This window comes from Thioalkalivibrio denitrificans, assembly GCF_002000365.1.
Classification (GTDB): domain Bacteria; phylum Pseudomonadota; class Gammaproteobacteria; order Ectothiorhodospirales; family Ectothiorhodospiraceae; genus Thioalkalivibrio_A; species Thioalkalivibrio_A denitrificans.
Genome location: NZ_MVBK01000044.1, coordinates 1 through 22,388 on the forward strand (window position 1 = coordinate 1; position 22,388 = coordinate 22,388).

General features: G+C 67.5%; 20 protein-coding genes and 1 pseudogene. 4 read left to right on the forward strand and 17 right to left on the reverse strand.

The window, feature by feature from the left end:
* Positions 1–209 precede the first annotated feature (209 nt).
* The 8 genes and pseudogenes from B1C78_RS07770 to B1C78_RS07810 form a co-directional block, all read right to left on the reverse strand.
* Positions 210–1,880, reverse strand: a complete 1,671-nt coding sequence (locus B1C78_RS07770) for a complex I subunit 5 family protein (RefSeq protein WP_077278595.1) — start codon at positions 1,878–1,880, stop codon at positions 210–212.
* Positions 1,877–3,391, reverse strand: coding sequence for a complex I subunit 5 family protein (locus B1C78_RS07775; protein ID WP_077278596.1), 1,515 nt, complete (start codon positions 3,389–3,391; stop codon positions 1,877–1,879). The genes B1C78_RS07770 and B1C78_RS07775 overlap by 4 nt, the downstream gene beginning before the upstream one ends.
* Positions 3,388–4,833: a complex I subunit 5 family protein gene (locus B1C78_RS07780; RefSeq protein WP_245795360.1), complete on the reverse strand. Its 1,446-nt coding sequence runs from the start codon at positions 4,831–4,833 to the stop codon at positions 3,388–3,390. The genes B1C78_RS07775 and B1C78_RS07780 overlap by 4 nt, the downstream gene beginning before the upstream one ends.
* Positions 4,830–5,147: a sodium:proton antiporter gene (locus tag B1C78_RS07785; RefSeq protein WP_077278597.1), complete on the reverse strand. Its 318-nt coding sequence runs from the start codon at positions 5,145–5,147 to the stop codon at positions 4,830–4,832. The genes B1C78_RS07780 and B1C78_RS07785 overlap by 4 nt, the downstream gene beginning before the upstream one ends.
* A 123-nt stretch (positions 5,148–5,270) precedes the next feature.
* Positions 5,271–6,211: pseudogene (locus tag B1C78_RS07790) on the reverse strand (hydrogenase subunit MbhD domain-containing protein).
* Positions 6,208–6,501, reverse strand: a complete 294-nt coding sequence (gene mnhG / locus B1C78_RS07800) for a monovalent cation/H(+) antiporter subunit G (protein WP_077278600.1) — start codon at positions 6,499–6,501, stop codon at positions 6,208–6,210. Before mnhG ends, B1C78_RS07790 begins: the two are co-directional and overlap by 4 nt.
* Positions 6,498–6,767: an MrpF/PhaF family protein gene (locus B1C78_RS07805; protein WP_077278601.1), complete on the reverse strand. Its 270-nt coding sequence runs from the start codon at positions 6,765–6,767 to the stop codon at positions 6,498–6,500. Before B1C78_RS07805 ends, mnhG begins: the two co-directional genes overlap by 4 nt.
* Positions 6,764–7,294: a Na+/H+ antiporter subunit E gene (locus B1C78_RS07810; RefSeq protein WP_077278602.1), complete on the reverse strand. Its 531-nt coding sequence runs from the start codon at positions 7,292–7,294 to the stop codon at positions 6,764–6,766. Before B1C78_RS07810 ends, B1C78_RS07805 begins: the two co-directional genes overlap by 4 nt.
* A gap of 184 nt (positions 7,295–7,478) precedes the next feature.
* Between B1C78_RS07810 and B1C78_RS07815 the strand changes: the two genes are divergently transcribed.
* Complete coding sequence (locus B1C78_RS07815; protein ID WP_077278603.1) at positions 7,479–8,327, forward strand: hypothetical protein; 849 nt, start codon at positions 7,479–7,481, stop codon at positions 8,325–8,327.
* An 85-nt stretch (positions 8,328–8,412) separates the two neighbouring features.
* Here the strand turns inward: B1C78_RS07815 and B1C78_RS07820 are convergent, their stop codons facing one another.
* From B1C78_RS07820 to B1C78_RS07845, 6 genes are all read right to left on the reverse strand, one after another.
* On the reverse strand, positions 8,413–8,781 hold the full coding sequence (locus tag B1C78_RS07820) for a type II toxin-antitoxin system VapC family toxin (protein WP_077278604.1): 369 nt from the start codon (positions 8,779–8,781) through the stop codon (positions 8,413–8,415).
* Entirely contained in the window at positions 8,778–8,975 is a 198-nt protein-coding gene (locus B1C78_RS07825) for a type II toxin-antitoxin system VapB family antitoxin (protein ID WP_077278605.1), read from the reverse strand. The genes B1C78_RS07820 and B1C78_RS07825 overlap by 4 nt, the downstream gene beginning before the upstream one ends.
* A 112-nt stretch (positions 8,976–9,087) precedes the next feature.
* The gene (locus B1C78_RS07830; protein ID WP_077278606.1) at positions 9,088–11,334 is read right to left on the reverse strand and encodes an adenosylcobalamin-dependent ribonucleoside-diphosphate reductase; all 2,247 of its coding nucleotides are present in this window, start codon (positions 11,332–11,334) and stop codon (positions 9,088–9,090) included.
* Positions 11,335–11,340: 6 nt separating this feature from the next.
* On the reverse strand, positions 11,341–11,955 hold the full coding sequence (locus tag B1C78_RS07835) for a YdbL family probable chaperone protein (RefSeq protein WP_077278686.1): 615 nt from the start codon (positions 11,953–11,955) through the stop codon (positions 11,341–11,343).
* A 182-nt stretch (positions 11,956–12,137) separates the two neighbouring features.
* A complete protein-coding gene (locus tag B1C78_RS07840; RefSeq protein WP_077278607.1) occupies positions 12,138–12,536 on the reverse strand; it encodes a TraR/DksA family transcriptional regulator in 399 nt (132 codons plus the stop codon).
* Positions 12,537–12,601: 65 nt separating this feature from the next.
* The gene (locus B1C78_RS07845) at positions 12,602–13,864 is read right to left on the reverse strand and encodes a putative PEP-binding protein (protein ID WP_077278608.1); all 1,263 of its coding nucleotides are present in this window, start codon (positions 13,862–13,864) and stop codon (positions 12,602–12,604) included.
* Positions 13,865–14,171: 307 nt separating this feature from the next.
* Here B1C78_RS07845 and B1C78_RS07850 point away from each other — a divergent pair, with 307 nt between their 5' ends.
* Positions 14,172–14,738, forward strand: a complete 567-nt coding sequence (locus B1C78_RS07850; protein ID WP_077278609.1) for an endonuclease dU — start codon at positions 14,172–14,174, stop codon at positions 14,736–14,738.
* A gap of 99 nt (positions 14,739–14,837) precedes the next feature.
* On the opposite strand, the gene B1C78_RS07855 is transcribed toward B1C78_RS07850, so the two are convergent.
* Positions 14,838–16,907, reverse strand: a complete 2,070-nt coding sequence (locus B1C78_RS07855) for a translocation/assembly module TamB domain-containing protein (protein ID WP_245795362.1) — start codon at positions 16,905–16,907, stop codon at positions 14,838–14,840.
* Between the two features lie 250 nt (positions 16,908–17,157).
* Between B1C78_RS07855 and B1C78_RS07860 the strand changes: the two genes are divergently transcribed.
* Complete coding sequence (locus B1C78_RS07860; RefSeq protein WP_245795363.1) at positions 17,158–19,788, forward strand: sensor domain-containing protein; 2,631 nt, start codon at positions 17,158–17,160, stop codon at positions 19,786–19,788.
* Here B1C78_RS07860 and amrB read toward each other — a convergent pair.
* The gene (gene amrB / locus B1C78_RS07865; RefSeq protein WP_077278610.1) at positions 19,764–20,588 is read right to left on the reverse strand and encodes an AmmeMemoRadiSam system protein B; all 825 of its coding nucleotides are present in this window, start codon (positions 20,586–20,588) and stop codon (positions 19,764–19,766) included. The genes B1C78_RS07860 and amrB overlap by 25 nt on opposite strands.
* A gap of 363 nt (positions 20,589–20,951) precedes the next feature.
* Positions 20,952–21,773, reverse strand: coding sequence for a YdcF family protein (locus B1C78_RS07870; protein WP_245795364.1), 822 nt, complete (start codon positions 21,771–21,773; stop codon positions 20,952–20,954).
* 112 nt (positions 21,774–21,885) lie between these two features.
* Here B1C78_RS07870 and B1C78_RS07875 point away from each other — a divergent pair, with 112 nt between their 5' ends.
* The gene (locus B1C78_RS07875; protein WP_077278612.1) at positions 21,886–22,374 is read left to right on the forward strand and encodes a DUF6231 family protein; all 489 of its coding nucleotides are present in this window, start codon (positions 21,886–21,888) and stop codon (positions 22,372–22,374) included.
* The last annotated feature ends 14 nt before the right edge of the window (positions 22,375–22,388 follow it).

The window sequence follows — 22,388 nt, forward strand, 5'->3', positions numbered from 1 at the left end:
GATAGGCCGGCGGCGATGTACAAACTGTTACCACGGCTTTACGACCAGACGCGCTGATTTATGGCACGCATTCAGAAGGGTACCCAAAGCCGCCGGCCGCCTTGGTGCAATATGCGGGCTTGTGTCGTGTCCAACAACAGTGTGCCACAGGGAATGCATTCGGGATTGCGGGTGCGCAGGACGCGCCACAGGGCCTTGACGCAGACCGCTCACGGCAGGAGGCTCACGTAGAGCGCCACCACCAGGGCCAGGAACACGATGCCCAGACTTTCCCATCGGGAAAGCCCGGCTTCCAGCGCGGCAATGCGCCGGCGCAACCGCCGCCAGTTCAGGCGAAACCGGGCACGCGTCAGTTCCTCCCCGTACCCGCGCCACAACAGGTCGCTGCGGGACATCACCCGGATGAGCACCAGCACCAGCCGTTCCACGGGAACCACCAGGTCGCCCTCGGCAAGCTGCGGCAGCCGTCGTGACGGAAGCATGCGCACCAGCGTCACTGAAAGGATCACACCGAGACCCAGCGGCCAGATCAGTGACCAGCCGGGACCCGTATCCCCGGGCCAGAACACGGGCAGCACCACGGCACCCGCCGACATCGCCAGCCAGGGCAATCCCATCCGCCAGCCGGGCACACCCTCTGAACGGTCGGCAACGAACCACATGCGCCAGAGGAAGCGGGCCATCAGCAGTGTGGTGCCCACGGCGGCCACCGTGAGCAGCGTCTCCACCGTCCCCGCCCATGGGGCGGGCGCTTCATACAGGGGCGCCTTGAGGGCGTTCTTCGCCAGCGCTCCGCTGGTCCACGGCAGGCCGGCGAGCGCCAGGGCCGGCACGGCCAGCACCGCCATCACCCACGGCCGGCGACCGCGCTCCGCCACGCCGACCCCCAGAAACAGCGCCCCCTTGGCCAGTCCGTGGTGCAGCGCGTACACCAGCACGCCGGCCAGCAGGACCTCGGCGTGATCCGGCAGCAACAGAGCGAGACCGACGCCGGACACCATCAGGCCCATCTGGCTGATGCTGGAATAGGCCAGAATCGTCTTGGGCCGCCGCTGCAGGACACCTGCCGCGGCGGCCAGCAGGGCGCCGGCAATGCCCAGCACCAGCAGCAGGGTGCCCAGTTCCGGCCAGCCGGGCCCGTCCAGTTGCAGCAGCCGCAGCCAGCCCAGCAGGCCCGCCTTGATCATGACTCCGGAGAGCACGGCGCTGGCCGGCGTGGGGGCCGCCGGATGGGCCAGGGGCAGCCAGACGTGCAGGGGCACGAGCCCGGCCTTGATGCCGAAACCGATCACCAGCAACGCGGCGGACAGCGGCGAGAGCGGCGCACCGGCCAGTTGCGTGAAATGCAGCCCACCCGCCGCCGCCACCTGCATGGCGAGACCCGCGAACAGCGCGACCTCACCGAGTACCGCCAGGATCAGGTAGATGCGCCCCGCCCTGCGCACCTCGGCGCCGCCGGCATGGATCACCAGCCCGTAGGAGGCGAGGCTCATGAGCGCGAAGAACACGTAGAAGCCCACGGCGTCCGCCGCCAGCACCAGGCCCAGGTTGCCGCTCATGGCCAGCAGGAAGAACAGGTGGAAGCGGGACGCATGGGCGTCGCCGCGCAGGTATTCCAGGGCATACAGTCCGGCGCCACCCCAGAGCAGCGCGGTGAGCAACAGGAATGCCCGGCCGGTGGCATCCAATTGCAGCTCCAGCCCGAGCATCAGCCACGGGTAAACGGCCTGGGCGCCTTCCGGAAGCCAGACCACCGCCAGGAACCCGGGCAGCACCGCCCAGGGGACCAGGGATCGCGCCCGTTCCGCGCCGGGCAGCACCACCAGCACCGCCAGCAACAGCGGCAGCATGGGTACCAGCAGGAGCAGGGCTGCCGTCATGTCCCCGCCTCCGGCGCGTAGTCACGCTCGACGATGAACGACACCCAATCCAGGGGACTCAGCGCCATCCCTGCCAGTACACCGGCGCCAAGGGCGCAGGCGGCCGCGAACAGGGTGGGCCCGAGCAGCATCCAGTGGGTTTCGAAGCGCGTGTGATCCAGGTGCGAGGCCGGCCAGGGTTCCTCCCGGCGGCCGAACCAGCCGTTGATCATGGGCGGCAGGAAGTACAGGGCATTGAGCAGACTGCTGACCACCAGTGCACCCAGCACCCAGACATGCTCCATCTGCAGTGCGCCGAGTCCCAGGTACCACTTGCTCACGAAACCCGCCAGGGGCGGCATGCCGATCATGCCCAGCGCGCCGATGGTGAAACAGGCCATGGTGAGGGGCATGCGCCGTCCCACGCCTTTCATGCCTTTCACCTTGTGGATACCCAGGGTCTCGGCGAAGTTGCCGGCGCAGAAGAACAGGGTGATCTTCATCAGTCCCTGGTGCACCAGGTGCACCAGCCCACCCACCGCGCCCAGCGGTCCGGCCAGCGCCACGCCCAGCACGATGTACGACACCTGGCTCACGGTGGAAAAGGCCAGCCGCCGTTTGATGTCGTCGCTGAACAGGGCACGCACCGAGCCGTAGATGATCGTGGTCACGGCCAGCGCCATGAGCGGCAGATCGAGCCCCAGATCCAGCACCAGGGAACTGCCGTAGACGTCGTTGACCACCCGCACGATGCCGAAGGCCCCCGCCTTGACCACCGCCACCGCGTGCAACAGTGCGCTCACCGGCGCCGGTGCGACCATCGCCCGGGGCAGCCAGCTGTGCAGCGGCACCAGCGCGGCCTTGACCCCGAAACCCGCCACCAGCAGGGCGAAGATGAGCTTCAGCTGGGGTTCGTACGCGTGTTCCAGGCCGGTCAGGTAACCGCCCGGCAGGAACTCCCGGGACCCGGCCAGCACCGACAGCCAGACGATGGCCGCCAGCAGCAGGGCGCCGCCGGCCAGCGTGTACGTGAGATAGATGCGCCCCGCCCGCAGGGACTGTGCCGTACCCCGGTGTACCACCAGGGGCCAGGTGGCCAGGGTCAGGATCTCGTAGAAGATGAGGAAGGTGATGAGATTGCCCGAGAACGCGATACCCACCGTGGCACTGACGCACAGACTGAAGAAGCCGAAGAAGCGGCTGCGATTGGGCGCGCCTTCCAGGTAACCGATGGCATAGATGGTGGTGACGAACCACAACACCGCGGACAGGGCCGCGAACAACAGGGAGAGTGCGTCCGCCGCCAGCACCAGCTCCACGCCCGGCAACAGCGCCGCACGCAGCTCATACACCTCGCCGCGCCGCACGCCGTCCAGCAGCACGCCCACCAGCACCAGCTTCAATCCGGCACCGGTCAGGTTCAGGGTCGTGCGCAGCCGGCGGCTGCGCTCGCCCAGGAAGAAGATGATCACCCCCGGCACCAGGGAGCTCATCAGGATGAAGATCAGGAGCCAGGGCGAGTCCGCGTTCATGACCCCTCCCCGCCATGGCGCGTCAGGAGTTCCAGGGCCGGCGCCCCGGCAAAACCAAGGGCCACCGAGACCAGCGCCAGCGCCAGCACCGACCAGGACATGAGTGCGGGCACCGGGTGGTGCTGCGTCACCGCGAGATCACGGATGAAGCCATGCCCCAGTACACGGAACACGTAGGCCCCGGACAGCAGCCCACCGACCAGCACCAACAGCGCCCAGCCCCAGGCCTGTCCCTGGATCGCCGCCTCCACCAGCAGCCACTTGGCGATGAATCCGCCGGTCAGCGGCAGGCCCACGAGGCTCGCCCCGGCGATACCCAGCGCGAACAGGGTCATGGGCTCTCTGCGCATCACGCCGCCCAGCCCAGCCAGGCGGTCATGGCCGGCGGAGCGCTGCAGACTGCCTGCCGCCATGAACACCGCGGCCTTGGCGCAGGCATGGGCCAGGGCGAAGAACACCACCGCGTGCCAGGCCGCCGGCACGGCCAGCATCAGCGGGAAGGCGAGCAGCAGGTAACCCAGCTGCGCCACCGTGGAGTAGGCCACCACCCGCTTGAGCCGCTGCGCCCGCAACGCCAGCAGCGAACCCCACAACAGCGCGGCGGCACCCAGGGCGCCCATGAGCAGAGCGAATGCGCTGCCCTCGGGCTGCGGAAAGACGTCCAGCCACAGGCGCAGGATGAGATAGAACGAGGCCTTCACCACCAGCGCCGAGAGCACGGCGCTCACCGGCGCCGGCGCGCTGCCGTGTGCCGGGGCGAGCCACACGTGCAGGGGAAAGAGCGCCGTCTTCATGAGCAGGCCGGCGGTCATCAGCGCCGCGGCGAGGCGCGTGGCGGGTTCGTCGCCCATGACCTGCCCCAGGAGCGCCAGGTCCAGGACACCGTGGCTCGCATACAGTAGCGCCACGCCCATGAGATACGCCAGCGATCCCAGCAGGCTTACCAGCAGGTAACGCATGGCCGCGGTCAGCGCCGCCGCCCCGCCGGCCAGGGCCACCATGGCCACGGCGGCGAGGCCCAGCAGTTCAAGAGCGACGTAGAGGTTGAACGCGTCGCCGGACAGATACAGGCCGTTCATGGAGGCCCAGAGCCAGAGCCAGAGCGGCCAGAACTTGTCCCGGCCGGAACCCGGCCGGATGTACGCCAGGGCGTAGACGCTCACCGCGAAACCCACCACCGCGGTCATGAGCAGCATCAGGGCGGACAGTCCGTCCAGGTGCAGGGCGATGCCCAGCGGCACCTCCCAGCCGCCCAGACCCGCGCGCGCCGGACCATCGTGCCATACCCCGAGCGCCGCACCCGCCGAGACCAGCACGGCAAACACCGACACCACCATCCCCAGCAACGGCCCCGAGCGCGGCCACAGCGCCGCCAGCACCGCGCCCGCCAGGGGCGCGATCACGGACCAGGCCGCCCAGTCGGCACCGATGAGACTGTTCACGAGCCCCCGGACTCCGCGTCCCCTTCACCTTCCGGCAGGTGTGCCCGGCCGGTGACCGCCTTGACCCGCAGGATCAGCGCCAGGGCAAAGGCCGTTGCACTCACCGCCACGACGATCCCGGTGAGCACCAGCGCATGGGGTACCGGATCCGGATCACCCTCCCCCCCGGCCGCCGCCGCCAGCAGCACCATGAACACGCCGGACCCCATGACGTTCACCGCCAGCACCTTGAGCACGAGGTGTGCGCGCGCCACCAGGGCGTGGACACCCAGGCCGAAGAGGATGGCGCCGCCGATGAGGTAGAGAGAGGTCAAGGGGCGCACCTGTGGCGCGAAGGATGAAGGTTGAAGGATGAAGGATGAATCAAGGCCAAATCACTTCGTCCCGGCTTGCCGATGACGCCCCTGTCTTTGGATTCATCCTTCATCCTTCAACCTTCATCCTTCCCGCTCCGCGGGTGCCCCACCCAGAAACAGCGCCACCAGCGTCAGGGCGATCGAGATCGTGGCCGCGGTCTCGATGATGAGAATCAGCGCGCCGGCCCAAGGCGGCGGGTAGCCCATGAAGCCGTGGCCAACAACGAGCCCTGCGATGCCCACGGCGAGGAACAGCGCAGTGCCGGCCACCAGGCCGAGGCGCAACAGGGGCGATGGCGGGGCCGGAAGGTCCCGGGGACGGGACAGCACCCAGAGCACGCCGGCCGCGCCCAGCACGGCGCCGGCCTGGAAGGCACCGCCCGGCGCATGGCTGCCGGCCCAGAGCAGGTAGACACCGGTGACCACGGCCACCGGAACCAGCAGGCGCAGGGTGCCCGGCATCACCGGGCCGGGCACCGGACGCGCGGGCAGCGGCGTATGACGCCCCAGGGACCAGGCACCCAGCACCGCCAGGAGCAGCACGCCCAGCTCAAGGAAGGTGTCGTAGGCCCGGAAGTTGAGCAGTACCGCCGTGACCGGGTGCGCCACGCCGGCCTGGTCCATGGCGGCGGCCACGGGATCCCGGAGACCCTGTGTTTCCGGCAGCGACCACAACACCACGGCCAGCAAGGCCGCGAGCATCGCCGCCAGCGCCCCCGACACCGCCTGCGTCACGCGCATCACGGCTCGTCCTCCCGGTCGGGACGCTCGCGGGGGCGTGCCAGTCGGGCGAGGGTGACCAGCAGCAGCGCGCCGGTGATGCCGGCACCGATGGCCGCCTCGGCCAGAGCGAGGTCGGGCGCACTGAGGCGCACCCAGGCCAGTGCCAGCAACAGGCCGAAGGCGATGAACAGCACCACCGCCCGGAACAGGCCGGTTTCGGTCTGGGCCAGGGCCCGCCACGCCACCCAGACCAGCGTCACCAGCAGCAGCACGTCGAAGGCCAGCAGCCAGCCGTTCACCGTTCCTCCTTTGCCCCGAAGCGGCTCCATGCACGCTGCGCCACCAGATGGCAGGCGGCGGCGCCGGCCACGAGGACCAGCGCCCAGATGATCAGCAGCTTGATCACAAAGGCCGCCGTCTCCGCCTGCAGAATAAGCCCCAGCACCACGAGACCGAGTCCCAGGTTGTCCGCCTTGGTGAGCGCGTGCAGGCGCGTGTAGACGTCGGGAAAACGCAGCATGCCCGCGCTGCCCGCGGCGAAGAACACGAGACCGGCGAGGATCAGCAAGACACTCATCCCCTGGATCATGTCTCGTCCTCCCCGGGGTCCTCGGGCTTGCGCACGAAGGCCACGGTGGCCACGGCGGCAAGCAGCGCGAACACCAGTGCCACGTCCACCAGCGCCGATTGCCCGAGCGCCTCAGCCAGGATCAGCAGGATGGCCACACCCGTGGTGCCGAACAACTGTGCCGCCAGCATGCGATCGCCTGCCGAAGGACCGCGCAGCACGCGCACCATGCCGGCCGCGATGGTGGCGAGCAGGAACAGCGCGGCGGCAAGCAGGAAGGCGGTCACCGGTCGTCCTCCGGGCGCGGCCCCATGACGAACACCCGCGAGACGTGACTTTCCAGTGCCTCCAGGGATTCGCGAATGGGCAGACCGGTGTCCAGTACGTGAATGGTGAGCAGGCGCCCCTGAAGGCGCACGCTCAGGGTGCCGGGCAGCAGGCTGATCACCGCCATGAAGAACGTGAGCGCCGCGCCGTGGGGCAGCGACGTCGTATAGCGCACGAATCCCGGCTCCAGGGGCATGGCCGGCGACAGCGCCCGGCGTGCCACGTCCACACCACCCATCACCGAAGCGCGCAGAAAGTATCCCGCGAAGCGGGGCAGCGCCGTCGGGCGCAGGCCAAAGGGTCGGCTCAGGGGCAATACCAGCGTGGCGCCCGCGGCACCCAGCACCGCCAGCCAGAAAAACGGCGATGCAAGCCCCTGCCCTTCGGTCAGCACCCACCACAGCAGCGCCGCAAGGACCAGCGTTGCAACAAACCGCCGCACCCTGGCACCGCGCCGACTGAACCGGGCTGTGGACACCGATGGCATCGGATTAGCTTAACAAAAGGTTGCACAGAACAGCCTGCCTCAACCCGGTGTGCCGGATGCGGCTGCGCCTTATCCGCCCGACGTCTCTGACCGGGCCGTCAATCACCATCGGGCCTTGGTGACGGCGGGGCAATGCGACAGGTATGTTTGAGGTCCTATTGCAGCCAGCGGCAGGAATTCCTGAATGATCAAGATGTACTCCAGAAGATTGCTGTCGCCCTTCGTCGGCGTCATCCAGGTGGCGGAGATGGGGAGGGCGCGGGCCCTGAGCCTGGACGGCGAAAACTGGTCGATTCAGTACGCACTGCCCGATGACACGGGCAGACGAGGCCGCAGGTACGTTGGCGATCCGAGTTCGGACTATTCCCGGGTCGCGACCGTCCGGCAAGGCCGGCTGGAGACACATGACGTGCACCCCTTTCTCGACCCCCATGAGGTGCGCGCCGCCGCCCAGCACCTGTTCGAAGCGCTCGGCGCTGCCCGTGTGCCGTTCGTGGCAGCGGACTGCTACGAGTACTGGCTGCTGGACGCCAGCGACGACACGCCCCTGGCACTGTTGCAATCCAGTGTCGACGCGCAGGCCATGGCCCTGCCGTCCCCGTATCCGGTGTGGCTTGCAATGCCCGCGGCGGAACTGGACGTGCCGGCTCCGGAACCGACCCAGGACGTCTACGTACCGCCCGTCAACTATCGCCTGGAAAAATCAGTGGAGGAGCGTGCCGGCGCGAAGCCGCGCGCCGCCTGGTTCGAGCGCACGGACCCGCCCACTGACGACTTTCCGCCATGCCTGATCCGGGAAGACTGGCCGACCGAGAAGGAGCAGTTGCTGTGTGACCTTTACATCCAACGGCTCGCGCCGCGGCTTTTGATGACGCACGGCCTGCCCCGCCCCGTGAGGCATCGCCTGGAGCAGGCCGCCCGCGATCACGTGTTCGACGTGGAACGCTTCTACGCCGTGTATCCCGACGTGGTGGACGACGACCTCCTGACCGCCGCCCGCGTCGAGGCCCGCATGCGCCGCGCCAATGAATAGGGGTGCGTCCTCCGTGCCCTGTCCGGACACAGCGACGCACGCGGCCACTGAGAACGTCGACGGTTAACCCGTCTTCGGATTACTGTCACCGCTTGCCATAGGCAACTCCCTGTGCATCTGCAACCGACCGCAGACGCTTGTCGCGGGTCCAGATACGCGACGAACCATTCAGCCTGAGAGACGCAAGCAGGTGGGCGTCCACATACCCGATACCGCATCCCATCAGTGCGTTGCGTTCGATGAAGAAGAGTACTTCGTCGTCCGTGGCCGTCACTGCTCGCGGCAAGTCCTTCAGCAGACGAAGCACCTCCTCCCGATGACGAAGATTGCCGCAGGCCAGTTCTCCCAGCACGAACGGATGCACCAGCACCTGACCGGCCTCAAGCAGTGCCGCCAGGTCCGCATCCCCGGCTCGCAGATGATCCACCCAGACCGACGTATCCACCAGGATCATGGGGTGGTGGTTCGCCGTCTGGGCACAGGCTCCAACTGGGGTTCGGTCCCACCGAGACGTGCCAACCGGCGGGCACTCTCACGTTCGATCAGCGCACGCAAACCCTCGCGCACCAGGGCGGCCTTTTCGGTCATCCCGGTGACGCGCTGAGCCTCCGCCAGCAGTTGATCGTCAATACTCAGCGTCGTGCGCACCGCATTTGCCCCTGCGAATGAAGAAGCATCAAATTATACATCATTTGATGCCGCATTCCGTGCTCCATCTCCGGGACTCTTTTGCCTTCCCTTGCCCCTTGCCTCTGCACCTTCATTCACATACAGGACAGACCGGCGACACCCCATGGGGCGTCTCGCAGGCCACCTCGACCACGGGGACGTTGATCTCCACCGGGTCGCCGGGCGGATCAATGCATTCGGGCGAGAGTTCGGGCAGGTCACCAGTGGTCTCACGGATGCCGCGCTCTCGCAGCTGGCCATAAAGGTTGGCGGCCAGGTAGTGGTGCTCTCCGTAGCGCACCGGACGATCCCCGGCCAGGCTCAGGCAGCGGCCGTCGCGCAGGGTGAAGCGGTAGCGGCTGTGGGCCAGGTCCTCGGGACGCAGGAGCACACCCTGGAACGCGGCGGGATTGAGGCGGTAGGTGGTGCAGCCCTTCAGGCCCAGGGCATGGGCCTCGCGGTAGAGGTCACGGAAATCGTCGAAGGCACAGTCGGTGGGCACGTTGATGGTCTTGGAGATGGCCGAGTCGATCCAGGGCTGGGCAGCGGCCTGGATGGCCAGGTGGGCCCGGGGGGCGATATCCCCCGCGGTCACAAAGGTGTCGGGCAGAGGCTCGCCCGGCGCACGGGTCTCCCAGGCCAGCACCTCGAAGGCGGTGACTTCCACGGCGTCCCGGGTGGCGCCGTCCTTGCCCAGAATGTTGCGCAAATAACTGTGAGCAAAGCTGGGTTCGATGCCGTTGCTCACGTTGTTGCCGAAGGACAGCGCGATGGTGCCCGTGGGCGCAATGGCGCTGTGGTGGGTGAAGCGCGCACCCTCCCCGGCGAGCGCCTCGACGAGGTCCGGATCCTCGGCGGCGATGCGCCGCATGTAGGGACTGTAGCGCGCGTGCAGCACCCGGCCGGGGAGCCGGTCGCCCACACGGATGCCGTCCTCGGCCATCTCCGGCCGGGCGGAGAGCAAGGCGTCGGTGACCGTGAAAGTCTCGTTCATGACCGGCGCCGGGCCCTTCTCCCGGGTCAGTTCGAGACCCGTGCGCCAACCGATCAGGGCCAGCTCGCGGGCGGCCCGGTCCGTGAACCGCACCGCCTCGTCAGAATCGTAGCGAATGCCCATGAGTACCAGCGCTGAGCCCAGCCCCAGGAACCCCATGCCGTGGCGTCGGGTGCGTTCCAGCGCCCTGCCCTGTTCCTCAAGGGGCAGACCGTGGATCTCCACCACGTTGTCCAGCATGCGGGTGAACACCGCCACCACCTCCCGGTAGCTGTCCCAGTCGAAGGCGGCACGATCGGTGAAGGGCGCACGCACAAAGCGGGTCAGGTCCAGGGAACCCAGCAGGCAGGCACCGTAAGGCGGGAGCATCTCCTCCCCGCAGGGGTTGGAGGCCCGAATGGTCTCGAAGAAACCGTTGTTGTTCTCCGCATTCACCCGGTCGATGAAGATCACCCCGGGCTCGGCGTGATCGTAGGTGGCGCGCATGACCCGGTCCCATAGATCGCGCGCCGGGATCCATTCGTGTACCCGACAGGCCACGCGCCCTGCCTCGTCGGTGACGTAGCCCTCGCGGATGGGCCACTCGCGCCAGATCACGGTTTGCGGATCACGAATATCGGTTCCCGTGCGCTCCCGCTCGGCGGGTGTCAGCGGGAAGGCCAGGGGCCAGTCCCGGCCCGCCTCCAGCGCCGCCATGAAGGCATCGGGTACCAGCAGGGAGAGATTGAACTGACGCAGGCGCCCGGGCTCACGCTTGGCCTCGATGAACTCCACAACGTCCGGGTGGCCGATATGAAAGGTGGCCATCTGGGCGCCGCGCCGGTCTCCGGCCGAGGCGATGGTGCGACACATCTGGTCGTATACGTCCATGAAGGACAGCGGCCCCGAACTGCGGGCACCGGCACCGGCCACCCAGGCCCCCTTCGGCCTCAGTGTCGAGAATTCGTAGCCGATGCCCGCGCCGCTTTGCAGGGTGAGTCCGGCCTCGCGCAGCTTGCCCAGGATGTCGTCCAGGGTGTCGTGGATGGTGCCGGAGACGGTGCAGTTGATGGTGGAGGTGCCGCGCTTGTGACCACGCGCGCCCGCGTTGGCCAGGATGCGCCCGGCGGGCAGCGCCCCGTGATGCAGTGCCCACAGAAAACGCTCGTGCCAGTGCCGGCGCAGGGCCGGCGTGGACTCGACGTCGGCCAGCGCCCCGGCGACGCGAGCCAGTGTCTCCTCCGGCGAATCCTCCAGCGCCCGACCCAGCGCGTCACGCAGCCGGTACTTGCGGTCCCAGACATCCCGGGCCGCCGGCTGCAGCGGCACGGCCACTCCCGAGCCGCTTTTGCCTGCCCCGGCCATGAGCGGCTACTTCTGCTGCCAGTTGCCCCCGGCATCCTGGTACCAGTACCCGGACGGGGCCTCCTCCACCCAGACCCGGGCAAAGGTGTCGCGGATGTTGGGCTCCCATTCCGGATGACCGTTGGCCCGGGCGATCTCGCGGTAGAGGGCGGCTCGGTCCCTGTTCTCATCAGCCACCAAGCGCTGCACGGCCGCCCGGTCACGCAGGGGCACGGCGTTCAGGTCCCGGACCGCCACCATGCCGTCGCGGGCGAAGCCGATGGCGCCGCTGCGATAATGGGGAGCGAGTTCCGGGGAGCGGGCGCGCATGGACTGGCGCAGGGCGTCGATGGCGGCGGATCGAAGGCTGATGTCCGGCTGCTGGGCCTGCGCCGTGGGCACCAGGACGTTCAGCACGCGACCGACCCAATGGATCGCAGCACCGTCGTAGCGGCTGCCCGGCTCAGGTACGGCATCGCCGGGTTGCCGGGCGGGCGGCTGCCCCTCCTCGCCCAGGACGTCCCGCACGATGGTGCGGGCGGCATCCTCTGCAGCGGCCGCCGGGAAATAGATGTTCACCGTGACGCAGGCGGAAAGGGCCAGCACGGCCAGCGCCCAGAGAGTGACCCGCAGGGTATTCATGGAGAACTCCTTGTAAAGGGGTGACATGGCTTGATTCTAACCCGGATAGTGCATCAGGGCGGGCGGTGGTTTCGCGTCCACCTTCCAGGTCTGCACGTGGCTTGCAGGCCCTGTTGTGCAAACATCGCATACCCCGGATGAACGGCTCCTTAACGAACGCCCGTTCGGCTTCTTGCGGGATCTCAGAAGGAGGGACGACCCGGCCCCGCATGGGATTTTTCGTGGCGCTCCTGGCAGCGGACGCAGCGCTTGGCGGTGGGATAGACGCTCAGGCGCTCGTAGTCGACGGGACCCTCGCAGTCGATGCAAATGCCGTAGGCCCGCCCTGCGATGCGCAACAGCGCGGCCTCGATGTCGCGGATCTCCTCGATATGACGATCCACATCCGCGAGCTCCAGATCCACCAGCAGATCCGCCACGGACTGTTCACCGATATCGTGGACCTCGCCGGCCAGGTGACCGTACCGTGCCTCGTCGTACTCCACGAGCAGTCGCCGGGTCTCGTCGGTCAGTGTCTGCAGACGCGAACGCAACATCGCCTCCAGTTCCCTGACCTGTGCATCGGTGAGTGACGCGGGCATGGTCGTAATCCTCGGTGGGCTAGTTTTCCTTTGTGGATTGACGGTAGTCCGCCCCTGCGGAACGGTCAAGCCGGGAGGGGCTCACTCGGCGCAGCGTCGGCCAGCAATGCGCGCACCGTTGCGGCGTCGGGCGCCGCGCAGACCTGCCGGGCCACGTCACGGGCCTGTGCAAAACGAATTCGCGAAACCCGCCGGGCCATGAACGGCACCAGATAGGGATTGACGGAGAACACCCGGAAACCGAGACCCAGCAGCGCCGGCAACGTGCCGGGCAACTGGGGCAGCAATCCGCACAGCTGCACGCGCCCCACCTGCCCTTCCGCCAGCTCGGCCACCCGGGACAGGAAGCGATAGAGTCCGGGCGCATGGGGATCCAGGTAGCCGGCCAGTTCCGGCTGATCCCGGTCTGCGGCGAACAGGCATTGCATCAGATCGTTCAGGCCCAGCGAGACACTGTCGGCGAGGCCCGTCAGCGTATCCGTCATCATCGCAAGCGCGGGCGTCTCCACCATGGCGCCGACGGACAGCGGTCGGGGCAACGCGTGTCGGACCTCGTCCCGCCAATGAACGAACTCCTCGGGAGACGTCAGATACGGCAGCAGCAGTCCGGGGGCATGGCGGTCCGCGAGATGGGCCAGTGCGCCAAGCTGGGCGTGGAAGACATCTGCCGCAGGCCCGTGCCCGAACAGCCGCGCTCCCTGCATCCCCAACGGTCCGCCCTGCGCCGGCCGTGCCCCGAGCCAGCCGGGGCGCTTGTCCACCGCGACGTCCAGAAAACGCAGGGTCACGGGCAGGGGATGCGCGGCATCAAGGAGCGCCGCAAAGGCGACTTCGTAGTCGCGCCTTTGCGGCGGGACATCGGCCTCGGGCAGCAGGTACTCCGTACGCACGAGCCCGATGGCCTCCGCCCCCCGGGCACGGGCCAGTGCCGCCCCTGCGGCACTGGCCACGGTGCAGTGCAAAAGGACACGCTCGCCGTCCGCCGTCATGACCGGGCCCCGGGGCGGCTCCGGCATCGGGGCCACCGGCTGGGTGTCGCCGGGCCCGATCAACAGGCCACGTTCCCCGTCCATCCATACCGGCTGCCCGAGGGGCAGCGCGTCGGCAGTCATCCGGTCCGCCGTCAGCACGGGCACGCCCAGGTCCAGCAGGCGGATCATGGCGTGCGAGCAGGGTGCGGCCCCGACCACCACAATACCTGCCGGCGGTTTCACGACGCGGTCGAGCACATCCTGCGTCAGCAAGAGGATGCCGTCACCCTCCCCCAAGCGCTGCAGCGGCGCGAACGCCTGACCGGGAGCAAAGGGTGTGAGTTGATGGCGGGTCATGGAATCATGGACCTGCGACAGAGGCCGGCGATGACCGATAACCCGGAGTCTAGCTGTATTACCCCAACAGGTTGTTCACAGGTGAAGCGTATGAGGCTCTCGCGAAGGAGCGAAGCATGTCCTGCGATGCTCGTTGTAGGAGCCCAGCCCTCTGGGCGAACCGGCGTTGTGCCAGTGTTGCGTTCGCCCAGAGGGCTGGGCTCCTACAACCGGCCCTGCCTGCCAGCAGCTCACCCCGGATGAACAACGTATTGAGAGATCACAGCTAGTCAAGCAACGCTGTGCCGCTGACCGGAGCACAAGAACCATGAGCAAGCCGCACGCCCACGTGGTCGGTTTCGACGACGCCCCTTTCGACCGGCGTCACCGCGGTGACGTGCTGGTGGTGGGTGCCGTCTTCTCCGGCACGCGGCTGGACGGGGTGCTTTCCACAAAGGTCCGGCGTGACGGCGTCAACGCCACTTCACGGCTGGTCGCCTGCCTTGCTGACTCGCGCTACAGGGGACATCTGCAGGCCATCCTCCTGCAGGGCATCGCCTTCGCCGGGTTCAACGTGGTGGATATCCACGCCCTGCACCGTGACACCGGGCTGCCTGTCCTGGTGGTGGCGCGTCGCAGACCGGATCTGCCCGCCATCCGGCGGGCGTTGCTGGAGCGTGTCCCGGGCGGGGCGCGCAAGTGGCGCCTGATCGAGGCGGCGGGGCCCATGGAGGCCGTCGCGGGTGTTCATGTGCAGCGCTGCGGCATCACCCCCGACGCCGCCCGACGCCTGATCGAGCGCCTGCAATCGAACGGACTGCTGCCGGAGCCCCTACGGGTGGCCCACATGATTGCCGGCGGGGTCACCACCGGGGAGAGCAGGCATAGAGCATGACTTGAAGTACGAAGTGGGGAGATGAAGTAGGAAGTGGGAATTGGGAAGTGGGAATAAAGAACTTCGCACTTCCAAATTCCCACTTCGTACTTCCCCCCATCACCTCACCACAGGCTCGCCACCCTCCAGCATCACCGTCGCCAGGCGGGCCACCAGATCCCGCCATGCCACCTCGCGCGTGAAACCCATGACGTCGATGCGCGGCAGGCCGGAGCCCTGCACGATGTAGTAGCCATGCTCGGCCGGGGCCACGCCGTCCATGTAACAGACCTCGCCCACCAGGCGGCAGCTCAGGCCCAGCCGCCGATAATTGAACTCCTCGAAGAAGCGCAGAAAGCCGCCGGAAAAGATCCCGCCGACACCGCCGCCCACCCGCGTGAGGTTGTCCACGGCGCGCTGGCTGATACGCCGGGGCGAGGTGTCGCCGGGGGGCGTGCGCAGGACTGCATCGAACTGCACCGGGGACCAGCGCACGAGGACCAGGTCGCGCACGTCGCCCTCCAGGCGACCGGTGATGCGGCCGAAGTCGAAAGTGCGGGTGATCTGCTCCAGGTCCATGTTGCGGATCCGGATCTGCGCGGAGAACTCCGGTGCGACGCCCAGCGGGTCGCGCAGACGGACGTCCCCCAGTGTCACGGTCCCGTCGAAGGCGCGCACCAGCAGCCGGCCCCCGACGCTCAGAAGGCCCTGTTCGTAGCGCACGTCCGGAATGATGCCGGCGAGGCTACCCGACAGCCGCGGCCAGCCGAGGGCGGCGGTGAGGCGTTCCATGCTGATCGGCGTGAGTCCGCCGTCGAACTGCCAGCGTGCGTCGCCGCTGCCGATGCCCTCGACATGCAGGTCGCGAATGTCGAGACCCCCGTCCAGGACGGGCACACGCACGGGCTCCGGCAGGCGAAAGCCGTCACGCCCGATGACCGGCTGGAAACGCGTCCGGCCCACGGGAATCCCGTAAACGTGCCCACGCTCCACGGACACCCGCGAGAGGGGAGCGGTGCCGTCGGCACGCCAGTGCAGCGCCGTGTCCAGCCCGTGCACCGCGAAACGGCCCAGTCGATCCTCCAGGGACGTGGCGGCCGCGTTCACCACCACCTCCGCGGGCTCGCCGTTGTGCACTTCGAGACGACCGGCCAGCACGCCCCCGGTGTCCAGGGCGTCCAGTGCCGTGCCGGGCAGAAAGGGCCGGGCATACATGTCGTAAGCCGCCGGCAGGTCCACCCGATCCACTTCGATGCTCGCTTGCAGTCCGGCGAGCCCCTGTCCCAGGGTCCAGGCGCCGCGGCCCGCAAGGGTGATCACCCCGGCCTGCCGCAGATCAAGGCGATCCACGCTCAGACGGGCGGCGGCCGGCTCCATGCGACCCGCCAGAGAAAGCTCGACGGGCGATTCGCCCGCCTCCGCGAACACCGGGTGCAGATAGATGCCGCCTTCACGCCAGTCTGCGGTCAGTTGCAGGCGATAGGACCCGCCGTCGCGCTCCCAGGCGGCGGATACGGATCCGGCCAACCCCTCGCCTGCGCGCAGGCCGTCCTCACTGGCAAAGACCCCATCCTCCAGATCCAGGGTGAGATCCAGCCGGTCCGGCAAGGCGCCCGCACCCCGGGCCGATAGCGCTAGCCTGGAACGGCCCTGCGCCAGGATCGGCCAGGGCTGCCCCGCCTGGGCGGACAGGGCGGCAAGCCCTTCAAGTGACAAGGCCTCACCGCCGGCGTCCACCGCCCATCGTTCGCCCTGCACGCGCACATGGGCGCGCACGTTGCCGCCGGCCAGTTGCAGTCCGGTCACCTGGAGGTCCAGACGTCCCGGATGGGCATACCGGAAACTGCCGGACAGGGTCTGGTCGCCCAGCCAGGCATGGCGGAAGCGGATGCGGGCCTCCTGGCATTCGCCGCCCAGGCCGCGCAGTCGAAGGGCGGGGCAATCCACGCGGACGGCTTGCAGTTCGACGCCCTCCGCCAGGTACACGGCATCGGCGTGAAGCGCCAGGGCATGGCGTTCCGCGCCGGGTTGGAGGACAAGGCGCAGGGATTCGATCCGGAATCCCTCCCCTTCAAGGGATCCCATCTCCAGTTGCACCGAATCCACGGCCCCGGCCGGGGCAACCACCGCCGCCATCAGCAGCCAGCAGAGCAGATGGAACGGTGCATGGCAGAAGTCATGGGCGCGCACCTCGGGGACGGTAGACGAGACCCCTGTACGGCACAAGCGCGCAGACGGACGGGATGGCAAGTTGATGGAAGCCTATCCGATAATAATCAGTCGGTTATGGGCGCCCGTTGCACGCATTATTGATCGGGATCAAGAAATCAGGACTAGACCGACCAGGGAACACTATTCACGGCCCATCCATGGCTCATAATGTGATATCCATCACACTATTAGCCCCCGTCACCCACAACGTGTCTGAATCACGCCGCCCGTGACCAAGCCCTTCACGAACCTGGACTTCATCTCGCGCCACGCAGCCCTGAGCGAGCATGTGCTGCGCGCCCTGCTGGAGGAGATGGTGGACGGCGTGGTGCTCATCACGCCCACGGGGATCATCCGGGAGGTCAACCCGGCAGCAGAGGCCATTTTCGGCTATGGCCGGGACGAGCTGCTCGGCGCCAACGTCAGCATGCTCATGCCTTCTCCGCACCGGGAACAACACGATGGTTACCTGCGCCATTACCTGGAAACCGGCAGGACCTGCATCATCGGCACCGGACGGCAGGTATTCGGTCAACGCAGCGACGGCAGCCTGTTTCCCCTGGACCTGTCGGTCAGTGAGATCCGGGCTGACGGCGAGCACCTGTTCGCCGGCATCGTGCGCGACGTCACCGAGCGCCATCGTTTCCAGGAGACCCTGGCCCTGTTCCAGCGGGCCATGGACGGCGCGCACAATGGCATCGCCATTGCCCGCCTGACCGGAGATACGGAAGAGATCACCTATGTGAACGAGGCATTCGCGGGTATCACCGGTCATGCCAGGGAAGATCTGCTGGGGGCGGAGCTCTCCGTCCTGCCCTTCGGCACCGACGATGCCCGCACCTGCGACCTGATGCGCCGGGCCATGCGTCAGGGCAACCCGCAGCGCGCCACGCTCCACTGCGCGCGGCCTGACGGCGTGGCCTACTGGAACGACATCACGCTGACACCGATCCGTGATCAGGAAGGCGGGATCAGCCACTGTATCGCCGTGCTGGTGGACGCCACGGCACTCAAGCAGAGCGAGGTCGCGCTGCGGGAAAGCCGCGACCAGCTGGAACACCGGGTGGAGGAGCGCACCCGCAATCTCACCGACGTGATCGGCCAGCTGCGCCGGGAGATCAGCGAGCGCGTGCGCGTGGAAGCGGCGCTGCGGATCAGCGAACAGCGCCTTGCCAATGCCCAGCGCATCGCACGCATCGGGCACTGGGAATGGGAGATCGAAACCGGACGCCTGTACTGGTCCGACGAGGTGTACCGTATCCTGGGCCTGCGCCCCAACGAAATGACGCCTGATTATCAGTCGTTCCTGAAGATGATCCCCGAGGACGACCGCAAGACCCTGGAGTACGCCATTTCGCGCTGTCTCGACGAAGGCACCCCCTACGAGATCGATCACCGGATCATGTGCCCCGACGGCAGCGAGCGGGTCCTGCATGAGGACGGGGAACTCGTTTATGACGATGACGGCCAGCCCGTTCTCATGCGGGGCACGGCCCAGGACATCACGGAACAGCGCAGCTACGAGGAGAAACTGCGCCACATCGCCAACTTCGATCCCGTCACCGAACTGCCCAACCGTGCCCTGTTCAGGGACCGGCTGGAGCACGCCCTGGCCAACGCCCACCGCAACGGGCGCATGGTGGCACTGCTGTTCCTGGACCTGGACCGGTTCAAGAACGTCAACGACAGCCTGGGCCACATGATGGGGGACGACCTGCTGCGCCAGACCGCCGCACGGCTGCATGGCTGTGTCCGTGACGGCGACACGGTGGCACGTTTCGGGGGCGATGAGTTCGTGGTCATCCTGGAGAACGTGGAACACGCGGACCAGGCCAGCCTGACCGCGGATCGCATCATCCAGGCCATGATCCACCCCTTCCGCCTCGGCGACCACGAACACTTCTGCAACGTCAGCATCGGCATCAGCCTCTACCCCGATGACGATGACGACCCGGAGAACCTGGTGCGTTACGCGGACAACGCCATGTACCTGGCCAAGGGGCAAGGCGGTGCCGGCTATCGCTTCTACACGCCGGACATGCACGCACGCGCCATGGATCGCCTGGTGCTGCAGAACAGCCTGCACCAAGCCCTGGAGATGGAGCAGTTTGAACTGCATTACCAGCCGCAACTGGACCTGCGCAGCGGGCGCATCACCGGGGTGGAGGCGCTGGTGCGCTGGCGGCATCCGGAGCGCGGGCTGGTGCCCCCGTCGGAATTCATACCCATGGCCGAGGACACGGGGCTGATCGAGGGTCTGGGGGATTGGGTGCTGCGCACCGCCGCCCGAGAGATCCACAGCTGGGCACAGCGGGACCTGCCCACGCTGAATCTGAGCGTCAACCTGTCACCCCGTCAGTTTCGCCAGCCGGACCTCCCGCAACGCATCGCCAGAGCGCTGGCCGACAGTGGCCTCCCGGCGCAGCAGTTGCAGCTGGAGATTACCGAGGGGGCCCTGATCGAGGATCTTGGCCAGACGGTGGCGACCCTGAACCGCCTGTCCGAACTCGGCGCAAGCATCTCCATTGACGATTTCGGCACCGGCCATTCATCGCTGGCCTATCTCAAGCGTCTGCCGGTACACGTGCTCAAGATCGATCGGGAATTCGTGGACGGAATTGGCCACGATCCCGATGACGCCGCCATCGCGGAGGCCATCATCGCCCTGAGCAGAACCCTGCGCATGGAGGTGGTGGCCGAAGGCGTGGAGACCCGGGAACAGGCCACCTTCCTGCGCGAACGGGGTTGCGACCTGGCCCAGGGGTATTACATCAGCCGACCGCTGCCGGCCGACGCGTTCATCGAATGGTTCTCGCAGCGGGCGCCGGGCCGGCGTCAACTGAACTCGAAGGCCCCGTAACCCACCACCCGCTCCCGCGGCCCGGCGGTATCCCCGGAGGAGCGCAGATCCAGCCGCCGGGCGCGAAGGCCCTTCTGCCTCGCGATCTGCAACAGACCCTGAATCGGCAGGCGACCGCAGGCCAGCCCCGGTGCGATGGCCTCTTCGTTGAACGACTCGATGGCGGCACTGGTGCGTTCGTCCACCTCACGGGCACTGTGGTAGTCCAGGTGATGGCTCAGGTCCGAGCTGACAACGATCAGCGTCTCGGGGCCACCCCAAAGCAACGACAGGACGCGGGCCACATCCGTAGCCTGCGCGCTACCCACCACCAGGGGCACCAGGGAGAAATCGTCCCCGATCACGCGCTGCAGGAACGGCAGCTGGACTTCCAGGCTGTGCTCCGGGGCATGGGCATTCTCGTAGCGGAACACCGTCGGCAGGGTGCAGGCCTGCTCAACCGATGCTTCATCCACGGCCACATAACCCAGCGGCGTCTCGAAGCAGTCGGCCTCGGGCGCGGCGATGCCATAGAACCCGACCCGGTGAGCCGGGCCCAGCAGCACCACCCGGCGCACCAGCGGGAACGCCGTCTCGAGGCGGACGTAGGCGCTCGCCGCAATGAGGCCGGAGTAGATGTATCCGGCATGGGGAACGATGAGGGCCTTGGGCGGCGGCCCTCCTGTCACCGAGGCAGCGCGCGCACCATTCAGCAGGTTATCCACCATGGTGCGCAGCAGCCCGGGCTCGGAGGGATAGAAATGGCCGGCGGCCGCTGCGGGACGTATGGCCTGATCCAGCCTCCTGGCTTCCATTCTCATGCTCACGGCATCATCCTCCTTCGGCGTGGCGTATCCGGCATTGTGCGCCGGGAACCGGGGCGCACATGGGGTCTGCCGGGGGGCGGGTCCTCAAGGTACAGACATCCGGGCCAATGCCGTATCCCGCACTGTCGGACGCAGCACTTCATTTCGGATCGTGTCACTTCAGTATAGTGCGTCGAGCACGAACGCCCGCGACAGTTCCCAACGGTGGGAAGTAGCTCTCAATAACAGCCATTGCTCCACTCCGACCGGCACGCAGAGCTTGACAAGCAGTACTCAGCTTTCAGCTTTCAGCACTCAGCACTCAGCACTCAGCACTCAGCACTCAGCACTCAGCACTCAGCAGTTAGACGTCATCCTTCATCCTTCATCCTTCATCCTTCCGTATCGCGCCCTGTACCACGCCAATCCCAGGTACTCGTGCATGGCGAATGCGGTGTGCCACATGGCGCGGGGGTGCGGGAGAAAATCGCGGTGGCGGTAAGGTCCTCCGTCGGTGCTGATCCTGCGCGTCGGGAAGGGGGTCGCCTCCAGACCCGTCCGGTCGAAGCTCCAGAGGGCTCTCGGCATGTGCAGGGCATGGGAAACCAGGAGCACATGATCGATGCCCTCGTCCCGCAGCATACGAGCGCTGAACCGGGCGTTCTCAAAGGTGTTGCGGCTCTCCTCCTCGAGCCAGCGCACGCTGACGCCCATCTCCCGCTCCAGCACGTCCGCGATCAGTCGCGCCTCGCTGGCCGGTTCGTCGCCCTGCACGCGCCCACCCGAGACCAGCAGCGGCAGGCCAGTGTCGCGATGAAGCTGCGCGCCGTAGCGCAGGCGCTCCAGTGAGAAGGCATTGACGGACTCGCCGCCGTATTCCTCGGCATGCCGATACCGCCCCCCGGCGAGGATGACAATGGCCTGCGCCTCGGAGGGCACCGTCGGCGTCATCGCATAAGGGCGCTCCAGTCCCACCAGCAGCCAGCCGGCGAACACCGGCATGGCCGCCACGTAAAGCCACACCAGTCCGGCACCGGCCACCAGCCTGCCCATCCGGCGTCGCCACAGGAGCAGGCCCGCCAGCAGCAGGATGAGCCCGCTGGCGGGAGGCAGTATCAGGCCCTCCAGGGTCGTCAGCATGAGCCTGTCGCTCCGGTGCTCGGGGGTGGGGACCCGCGCCTGCGGGTGCCGTCGGGGCATGTGCCGCCGCCTGTTATACTCGGCCCGCAACGGGTCACAAATTTCGGGACCGCGGGTCCCGGGCAGTATAGCGGCCCCGTTTCCGCCCATCGACCAGACCGGGAAGGCGCCCATGGACCCGCGCATCATCGAGGACCTCACCCGACTGGCCGAGACGCTCTCGCCCGAGAGCGTGATGGTGGTCTGTTCGGACGACAACCCCCTGCCCGGCCGGATCGCCGACCGCCTTCCCGAGACGCCGCTGACCCGGCTGCCGACGCTGTCGGTACGCGACGGCATGAGCGCACTCAAGCGCCATGAGCTGGTGCTGGTCCCGGACGCCCTGCAACTGCTGTCCAGGGATACCGCCACGCACCTGATCGCCTCCATGCGGGATCTCTACAGCGAGACACTCTACGTGCTGCTGCCGCCGGACAGCCCCGAGGGCTGGGCTCCGCAGGACCTGGTCGCCCTGGGCCTGGAGTGCGTGCACCACCACCCCACCCCTGACGGCGACCACCTGCTGTTCCGTTTCAACCTGAAGGATTACAAGAAGACCCCGGACTGGCTCAATCCGCGCTTCTGGGCGAATCCTGAGATGTGGGGAAAGGCCCGTTGGTAATGGCCCAGCGGGCC

Excerpts from the sequence above, each read along its gene's own strand:
- B1C78_RS07815 (WP_077278603.1), top strand. The coding sequence starts at position 7,479 with ATGATCAAGATGTACTCCAGAAGATTGCTGTCGCCCTTCGTCGGCGTC.
- mnhG (WP_077278600.1), bottom strand. The coding sequence starts at position 6,501 with ATGATCCAGGGGATGAGTGTCTTGCTGATCCTCGCCGGTCTCGTGTTC.
- amrB (WP_077278610.1), bottom strand. The coding sequence starts at position 20,588 with ATGAGAATGGAAGCCAGGAGGCTGGATCAGGCCATACGTCCCGCAGCG.
- B1C78_RS07840 (WP_077278607.1), bottom strand. The coding sequence starts at position 12,536 with ATGCCCGCGTCACTCACCGATGCACAGGTCAGGGAACTGGAGGCGATG.
- B1C78_RS07845 (WP_077278608.1), bottom strand. The coding sequence starts at position 13,864 with ATGACCCGCCATCAACTCACACCCTTTGCTCCCGGTCAGGCGTTCGCG.
- B1C78_RS07850 (WP_077278609.1), top strand. The coding sequence starts at position 14,172 with ATGAGCAAGCCGCACGCCCACGTGGTCGGTTTCGACGACGCCCCTTTC.
- B1C78_RS07820 (WP_077278604.1), bottom strand. The coding sequence starts at position 8,781 with ATGATCCTGGTGGATACGTCGGTCTGGGTGGATCATCTGCGAGCCGGG.
- B1C78_RS07770 (WP_077278595.1), bottom strand. The coding sequence starts at position 1,880 with ATGACGGCAGCCCTGCTCCTGCTGGTACCCATGCTGCCGCTGTTGCTG.
- B1C78_RS07810 (WP_077278602.1), bottom strand. The coding sequence starts at position 7,294 with ATGCCATCGGTGTCCACAGCCCGGTTCAGTCGGCGCGGTGCCAGGGTG.
- B1C78_RS07835 (WP_077278686.1), bottom strand. The coding sequence starts at position 11,955 with ATGAATACCCTGCGGGTCACTCTCTGGGCGCTGGCCGTGCTGGCCCTT.
- B1C78_RS07875 (WP_077278612.1), top strand. The coding sequence starts at position 21,886 with ATGGACCCGCGCATCATCGAGGACCTCACCCGACTGGCCGAGACGCTC.
- B1C78_RS07870 (WP_245795364.1), bottom strand. The coding sequence starts at position 21,773 with ATGCCCCGACGGCACCCGCAGGCGCGGGTCCCCACCCCCGAGCACCGG.
- B1C78_RS07775 (WP_077278596.1), bottom strand. The coding sequence starts at position 3,391 with ATGAACGCGGACTCGCCCTGGCTCCTGATCTTCATCCTGATGAGCTCC.
- B1C78_RS07830 (WP_077278606.1), bottom strand. The coding sequence starts at position 11,334 with ATGGCCGGGGCAGGCAAAAGCGGCTCGGGAGTGGCCGTGCCGCTGCAG.